The organism is Limnofasciculus baicalensis BBK-W-15, from assembly GCF_024178385.1.
In the GTDB taxonomy this organism is placed as follows: Bacteria; Cyanobacteriota; Cyanobacteriia; order Cyanobacteriales; family Coleofasciculaceae; genus Limnofasciculus; species Limnofasciculus baicalensis.
The window spans coordinates 1-6,970 of record NZ_JAMZMM010000330.1 but is presented as its reverse complement, the minus strand read 5'-3'; the positions used below and the strand labels follow the sequence as shown (position 1 = coordinate 6,970).

The following is a 6,970-nucleotide window of genomic DNA, read 5'->3' as shown; positions in this document are numbered from 1 at the left end:
AAACAGATGTATTGTTTTGCAGCTAAACCCCTTCCATCAGTTAGCAGTTGCATTACCATTTTCATCATTATGTTGGTGTTACGATAGGATGGTGTCAATGGACGTTAGGATCTTAGGCGCTGCGCAATACTACAGAATCCTGGATTTGGAACCGGGTGCTTCACCGGAGGAAGTCCATCAGGGCTATCTCGATATGACTTGGGTATGGCATCCGGATCGTTTTGTAGGGCATCCTCGCCTGCAACAAAAAGCTCACCACAAACTTCAACAAGTCAATGAAGCGCACGAAAGATTGCGCTCTCATCAAGCTACTACTAAAACTAGAGAGGTACGCCCCAAACCAAAATCTCAACCTGCACCTCCACCGCCGCACCAATCTGAATCACCGGGGTTGTATAAACCGCAGCAAAATCGGCACTGGGGAGGAGAGGATCGACAAAGTACTAAGCAGTATAATTCAAGAGTTCAGTTTAAAGCTAATCCTCTGGATGATTGGTTAGATTAAGGTACAGAACTTACTCCTCGTAATGTTACATTATTCGTGAAAAGCGAGAATCCCGGTTTCTTTGAGAAACCGGGATTCTGAGGTATTAGATCGTTTCTGTTTAGGAATTTTACCTTGCGATCGCTAAAATTACTGACTCCTGACAAAATCATTAATATACTTAGCGATCGCATCTGGCAACTCTTCTAATAAATTATTTCCCATGCCATCGATTAAAATTAGTTGCGCTTTAGCCGCTTTCTTAGCATATATTTTAGAACGATCGATAGCATCAGGTGTATCATTTTTCCCTTGAATAATTAACATTGGCACTGTCAGATCGTTGAGGCTATCCTCAAGTAATTCTGCTTTAATTTCCACTCCCCGCCGTTGAAATAACAGTTTACACGCTGTCGGAAAAGCCAATAGCTGTTCGCGCTTTTCTAAAGCTTGTTCCATGCCTTTATTAAACTTCAATAACCGCGCTAGAGGTAAAAGCACTCGCAATATTCTATAAGGAATCTTGGGAAGCCCAACCAACCACTTCAGCCACGACAAATTTTTCTGATGTCCTTCTGTCTGAACACCTTCTGGTGCTAATAATACTACACCCCGAACCCGATCGGAATCCTTCAAGGCATAACTCGCAGCAATCCAACCCCCTAAAGAGTGAGCGATTAAATAAACCTCCGGTAAGCGTAGCGCATCCAGATATTGGCGCAAAAACTCCACTTCTAACTGAATAGAGTAATGGATATTGGGTTTTTCCGAATCTCCAAACCCTAATAAATCTGGGGCAAAGCAATGATAATCTTGGTGAAGATGCTCAATTAGAGGTAGCCACTGACTGCCGTCATTCCAAGTTCCGTGTAAAAATATGAGAATTGGTCCTCTGCCAACTTCACGCCAAAACATTTGGCCTAATGGTAGTTTAATTCGAGAGTTGCGTAAGGTTACATCCATCCTGGTTCCAGTGTATCTTTTTTAATATCACCGAAGTTTTGACTAGGGGCTAGGGGATCACTCATTTGTTTGACTTTAAAAAGCGTGACTTTTAACTTTTTCCACCTAAGCAATAGTCGTCTTACCATCTAAATAATCCTGCAATTGGCGTTCGTGATCGTGACTTAGGTTACTTTTGGGGAGTGAGGATAGATCAAATGCTTCCACGGCAATAATTTCCAATATATCCTTGTTCTCCATTGTTCCTTCAACCTCTGCTTCTACTAAAACACAAATAGAATGAATTCTGGGATCTCGATTCGGTGCGGAGTAAACTCCCACCAATCGGCGAATCTTACTCAACTCCAGCCCAGTTTCTTCCACTAACTCCCTCTTGACAGTTGTGGGAATATCTTGACCCCAATCTACCATGCCTCCTGGCAGTCCCCACTTTTGATTGTCCCGACGTTGCACTAGGACAATTCGCCCATCCGGTAATATGGGAATAATGCTAGTACCGACGATGGGATGACGAAATATAATCCCCAGTACCGTTTCGATAAATCGCCAGCTTTGACGCATAGAGAAAAGAAGCCTAGAGGGTATGGACATCGGTCTTATAAAACTTTACTCAAAATCTAGTAACATATAACCTTATTATCCGATTTTTCGATTCATATCAGAAGTTAGATCGGGAAAACGCCTGAAAACCTCGTGACTTGAGTCCGGGGATGAAAGGTTTGATGGCTGGTAGCTGCCTGTTTTATTAGAAAATAGCCGGAAAACCCCGTGACTTTAGTTAGGCTATCTGTAGGGTGCGTTATGCAACGCACCCTACTATATATGGAGTTTAGTGACAGATTTTGCGTAAGTCCTGAGAAAATAGTCTGAAAACCCAGTGTCTTTAGTCCGGGGATTTAGAGTCGCGGGGTTGATAGCAGTTGCAGTTGCAGACTTTACTATGCCATGATAGTATTGATGGGTCAGTATAAGACAGAAAAACCTACCCCCGGACTGGGGGAAAGTATACGCCCGATGAGCCAGTTGTAAGACTGGGATAGCAAACCTCCTGTATCGCAGAAGGATTGCGCACGGGAACCTGAGATATCAGGATATTAGGGCTGCGAAGTCTTAAGAATCCCCCAATCTAAAAACAGGGGAATGTCAACAAGAGGTAAACATGGCAAAGCGCCGCAATCTAAAAAAAGAAAAGGCGCAACGAAACGAAGCGTATGCCCGTAAGTTTCGTAAACGCAAAAATACAGGCCGTTTCTCCAAAAATCGGCGATTCACCCGCACTCGCAAGGATGAGAATCAAGAAGAAGGCGAAGAGGTAGAGGCAACAGCAATGTAATCTCTTCTCCGCTTAAGGACAAACTCCTCTCAAGAGGAGTACCCGATAAACTTTTTGAATCCTCCAGATTAATCTGGGGGGTATGTTATTCTGTCCAGGGAGGGGGTAGGATTAAGGTGATTCCTTCCTCCTCCCCATTCCCACTGCGAAACAAACTGAGTTAATTTACCAGGATTCGCTCTTGAGCTGCCTTTAGGGCAAGTCTGACTTGCTCGAAACCCGTGCCACCGTAACTATTACGGGCTGCAACAACTTGCCTCGGCGCGATCGCATCGTAAATATCAGCCTCAAATGCTGGATGTAAGTCTTTCCACTCCTGAATCGTCAAATCCTTCAGAAGTTTCCCCGCAGCTAGAGAGGTTTTCACCACTTTCCCAACTAGATTATAAGCTTCTCGGAATGGGACTCCTTTTGATGCCAAATAATCTGCCACATCAGTAGCATTAGAAAAGTCCTCTGCCACTGCTTCTGCAAGCCGTTGAGGGCGAAATTCCAGCCCTTGAGCCAAAAGAATCGTTATTGCTTCCAGACAGCCTTTCACAGTCTTTACACTATCAAAGATCGCTTCTTTGTCCTCTTGCAAGTCTTTATTGTAAGCCAAAGGTAGCCCTTTCATTAAGACTAACATCCCTTGCAAATGACCGAAAACCCGCCCGGTTTTACCGCGCACTAATTCCGGTACATCGGGATTTTTCTTTTGGGGCATAATACTGGAACCCGTGGCACAGCTATCTTTGAGAGTAACAAAATTAAACTCCTGAGATGCCCACAGAATAATTTCTTCCGATAAGCGACTCAAGTGAACCATAATTAAACTGGCGGCACAGGAGAATTCAATGGCAAAATCGCGATCGCTAACTCCATCTAAACTATTACTATAAACACCCGTAAAGTTCAGTAATTTGGCGCTATAGTGTCTGTCAATCGGGAAAGTTGTCCCCGCCAAAGCACCACAACCCAAAGGTGAAATATTAACTCGTTGGTAAATTTCACCTAATCGTTGCCAATCCCGATCTAACATTTCAAAGTAAGCCAAAAAATGATGGGCTAAACTCAGTGGCTGGGCGCGTTGTAAGTGAGTATAACCAGGAATCAAAGTTTCCACATTATCCTGGGCTATAGTAAGGATAACCCCTTGTAAATCCCGCAACTGGGAGCGAATTTGCTCAATTTGGTGGCGCAGATAGAGTCGAGTATCAGTGCCAACTTGATCGTTCCGAGATCGCGCCGTGTGCAACTTTTTCCCAACATCTCCTGTTATTTCTGTCAGGCGTTTTTCCACCGCAAAATGGACATCTTCGGCATCAATACCTGGTTGGAATTTTCCATCCCGATATTCTTGACGGATTTGTTCTAAACCTGCAACTAATTTTTCCCCTTCCTCTGTGGAAATAATCCCAGTATGAGCCAGCATTTTTGCATGGGCTACTGAGCCTGTAAGATCGTATTCGATTAGTTCAATATCAAACCCAATACTCGCATTAAAAATAGCGATCGCAGGATGTAGGGCTGATTCAAACCTCTGACTCCAAGTTTTTTGTTCAGTCACAGCTATTTGTTGTTGGTTGTTGGTTGTTGGTTGTTGGTTGTTGGTTGTTGGTTGTTGGTTGTTGGTTTGTTGGTTGTTACAATGGGCTGAACAATTGGCTCTCAGCCCATTGTTGTCGGACATGCGTCTCGCATACCACATTTATTTTTAATTAAAAAAATAACAAACAACTAACAACTAATGACAAATAATTAATCTTAATAAGAACTCATCCCTCTAAACATATAACCAACAACTAAGCCAATCAATAATGCCCAGACTTGTCCGGAATTAATAAAGTTACTGAAGGCTCGTTGCATTTGCCCTAATACATCCGGATCTGTAACATTTTGAGCCAATACTAGCCAATCTAAGGACACCTGAGAGTTCAGCTCTGGCAGATAGCTAATAGTATGCCAGAGAGTAGTTACTGCTTGTAAATCTAAAACGACCATAGAGATTATTTCCTCACAACAATATCAGTGGATAGTATTTCTCTTTAATTTCTCCATTCTCAATTCCCCAACGGGCAGGGAATCAGGGGGAGATGAGAGAGGGCGGATCCCAATGAAGGCAAATATACTCGTTTTTTGACAAAGTTTTTACCCCCCAGCCCCCCTTGTCAAAGGGGGGAGCAAGAATACAACCTGCATTTCTTCCTTTCTCGGGATGCTCCCGATGAGAGAAAAGTTTTAAATTAAAACTCAACACTTTCCACTCATTCCCTATTCCCTATTCCCTTATAACTTCAATCTGAATATTTTACCTGCATGACAACCAAAGTCATATCATCTCCATTACAGTTTGTTGAACCCATAAACCGATCTACTTGCTCGAAAAGATAATCCAAAATAGCTTGGGAACCTTGACAATGAGTGCAAGCCCATTGAAACGCTCGAACTAGATTATCTTCATCAAAGCGATCGCCCTTCTGGTTGGATACATCGGTAAAGCCATCAGTGTAGTAAATAATGGTGTCTCCGGGATTAATCTGGATTTGGTTATCCTCATACTGAGAATCCGCCTCCAAGCCAATGAGCATTCCCAAAGTATCCAGGCGTTGGATGGTCCGATTTGACGCTTGCCACAAGAATGGCGGATTATGAGCGGCATTACTGTAAGAGAGAATCCGGGTTTGGGGATCGTACTCAGAATAAAATAGGGTCACAAAGCGATTGGAATTTTCTAAATCAGCATACATCACCCGGTTCAAATGTTCCAATATTTGGGCTGGTGAGTGACGATTCAGGACTTCTGCTCTGAGCATTCCCCGCGTCATCGTCATAATTAAACCAGCGGGAACGCCTTTCCCCATCACATCACCGATGACAATACTCCAGGGCACAGAAGCGCCTTGGCTGTCGGGAGCGTCTTTGTCTCCTGGCTTTTTTGGTTTTAGTTGGTCGTAGTTGGTGGGAATAAAATCATAATAATCGCCACCAACACGGTTTGCCGTTTTACACATTGCCGCCAATTCGATACCCTTTATTTGGGGGCATTGACGGGGTAAGAGGCGTAATTGGATTTCTGCACCAATTTCTAATTCTCGATCCAATCGCTCTTTTTTGCGTAATTCTACCGTTAGTTCATCATTTGCGATCGCAACTGCTGTTTGATCCGCGACTAAACGGACTAACTTTTGTCGGGTAGGAGTCCAGCTATATTGGGGATCTGTGCTAAATACATAGAGACGACCTCGTTCTACATTTTTGATCAGAATTGGCGTACCGAATAGCTGTACGTCTGCTTCCAGATATTGGCTGACTTGCTCGTCAAAAGACGACGGGATATCTTCTAATGATGCCGATGTTGCTAGGGGCGTTACTCCCTCTCCCAGGGGAACTGAGACTTGACGGGTAGCTTTTTCTATTGCTTTGCGCACATTTTGACAAGCTTGATTTTCCTGGCAATGGATTTGCTCCAACCTGGCTTGTCCATTTGGCTTAAACAAAATTAAAGCGCCCCCCTCGGTATCAGTAACCCGGGCTGCCATTAGGGGAATTAACTCTAAAAATTGATTCAAATTGTTGAAGCTCCGCAAGGCAAAGCCAAGGGAACTTAACAAATCTTGAATCTTGTGTTGTTCTCGGTGCAAGCGAGCCACCAATTCTTTGAGGGCAACAACGGGCGCTCTGTCAGAAATAGCGTCTAAGCTATTCTTCTTGGCAGAATTTGATGGTGGACGAGGAACTGGCCGTGCTGTCATTACATCAGGCTTTAAGAGCATTCCTTATGGGGACAATAGGATGGGATAGATTGAATGTAGCAGTTAGTATATCCTTAAAGGTTAGCTAACACGTCTTGAGGTTGCTCTGTGAACAAAATTGACCAGAGAAGCGAGCAGAAAGTGAGGACTTGCTAAATATAGCAACTGCCACAGCGGTTAGGACATTCTCAGCTAGCAAATTTTAGCAAGGGGCTAGAGCCAATTGTCCTAATACGGGCGACTGCTATATCTCTCAAGAAACACACGCTCGTGGCACAAGGACGATATTTTAACTAACAATATGTCCTTGTGACGTACTTATGTTTGTCGGTTATTGCTGTTGCAGGAGTCCCGCTCAAGTTATTGTATAAGTTATTTTGCCTACTTGAGCTGTATATGATACCGACAATTGGCTATTTTGCCAATATCCTCGTGGGGGATGGGGAGGGATAGGGA

Annotated in this window: 7 protein-coding genes; 2 read left to right on the top strand and 5 right to left on the bottom strand. The window is 43.7% G+C overall.

Going from position 1 to position 6,970, the window contains the following annotated elements; genetic code table 11:
* A partial coding sequence (locus NJ959_RS23505; RefSeq protein ID WP_254014174.1) for a J domain-containing protein occupies positions 1 to 505 on the top strand: 505 nt, incomplete at its 5' end.
* Positions 506 to 634: 129 nt separating this feature from the next.
* On the opposite strand, the gene NJ959_RS23500 is transcribed toward NJ959_RS23505, so the two are convergent.
* Both NJ959_RS23500 and NJ959_RS23495 read right to left on the bottom strand, forming a co-directional pair.
* Entirely contained in the window at positions 635 to 1,447 is an 813-nt protein-coding gene (locus NJ959_RS23500) for an alpha/beta fold hydrolase (protein WP_254014173.1), read from the bottom strand.
* A 105-nt stretch (positions 1,448 to 1,552) separates the two neighbouring features.
* A complete protein-coding gene (locus NJ959_RS23495) occupies positions 1,553 to 2,008 on the bottom strand; it encodes an NUDIX domain-containing protein (RefSeq protein WP_254014172.1) in 456 nt (151 codons plus the stop codon).
* Positions 2,009 to 2,606: 598 nt separating this feature from the next.
* Here NJ959_RS23495 and NJ959_RS23490 point away from each other — a divergent pair.
* Entirely contained in the window at positions 2,607 to 2,780 is a 174-nt protein-coding gene (locus tag NJ959_RS23490; protein ID WP_254014171.1) for an Asl3888 family RNA-binding protein, read from the top strand.
* 160 nt (positions 2,781 to 2,940) lie between these two features.
* Here the strand turns inward: NJ959_RS23490 and argH are convergent, their stop codons facing one another.
* The 3 genes from argH to NJ959_RS23475 all read right to left on the bottom strand — a co-directional run bounded on the left by argH (position 2,941) and on the right by NJ959_RS23475 (position 6,514).
* Positions 2,941 to 4,329, bottom strand: coding sequence for an argininosuccinate lyase (gene argH / locus NJ959_RS23485; protein ID WP_254014176.1), 1,389 nt, complete (start codon positions 4,327 to 4,329; stop codon positions 2,941 to 2,943).
* A 197-nt stretch (positions 4,330 to 4,526) separates the two neighbouring features.
* Entirely contained in the window at positions 4,527 to 4,763 is a 237-nt protein-coding gene (locus NJ959_RS23480) for a hypothetical protein (protein WP_254014170.1), read from the bottom strand.
* Between the two features lie 293 nt (positions 4,764 to 5,056).
* Positions 5,057 to 6,514 (bottom strand): PP2C family protein-serine/threonine phosphatase, encoded by a 1,458-nt coding sequence (locus NJ959_RS23475; protein WP_254014175.1) that lies wholly within the window; start codon positions 6,512 to 6,514, stop codon positions 5,057 to 5,059.
* Positions 6,515 to 6,970 lie beyond the last annotated feature (456 nt).

Excerpts from the sequence above, each read along its gene's own strand:
- NJ959_RS23475 (WP_254014175.1), bottom strand. The coding sequence starts at position 6,514 with ATGACAGCACGGCCAGTTCCTCGTCCACCATCAAATTCTGCCAAGAAG.
- NJ959_RS23500 (WP_254014173.1), bottom strand. The coding sequence starts at position 1,447 with ATGGATGTAACCTTACGCAACTCTCGAATTAAACTACCATTAGGCCAA.
- NJ959_RS23490 (WP_254014171.1), top strand. The coding sequence starts at position 2,607 with ATGGCAAAGCGCCGCAATCTAAAAAAAGAAAAGGCGCAACGAAACGAA.
- NJ959_RS23495 (WP_254014172.1), bottom strand. The coding sequence starts at position 2,008 with ATGCGTCAAAGCTGGCGATTTATCGAAACGGTACTGGGGATTATATTT.
- NJ959_RS23480 (WP_254014170.1), bottom strand. The coding sequence starts at position 4,763 with ATGGTCGTTTTAGATTTACAAGCAGTAACTACTCTCTGGCATACTATT.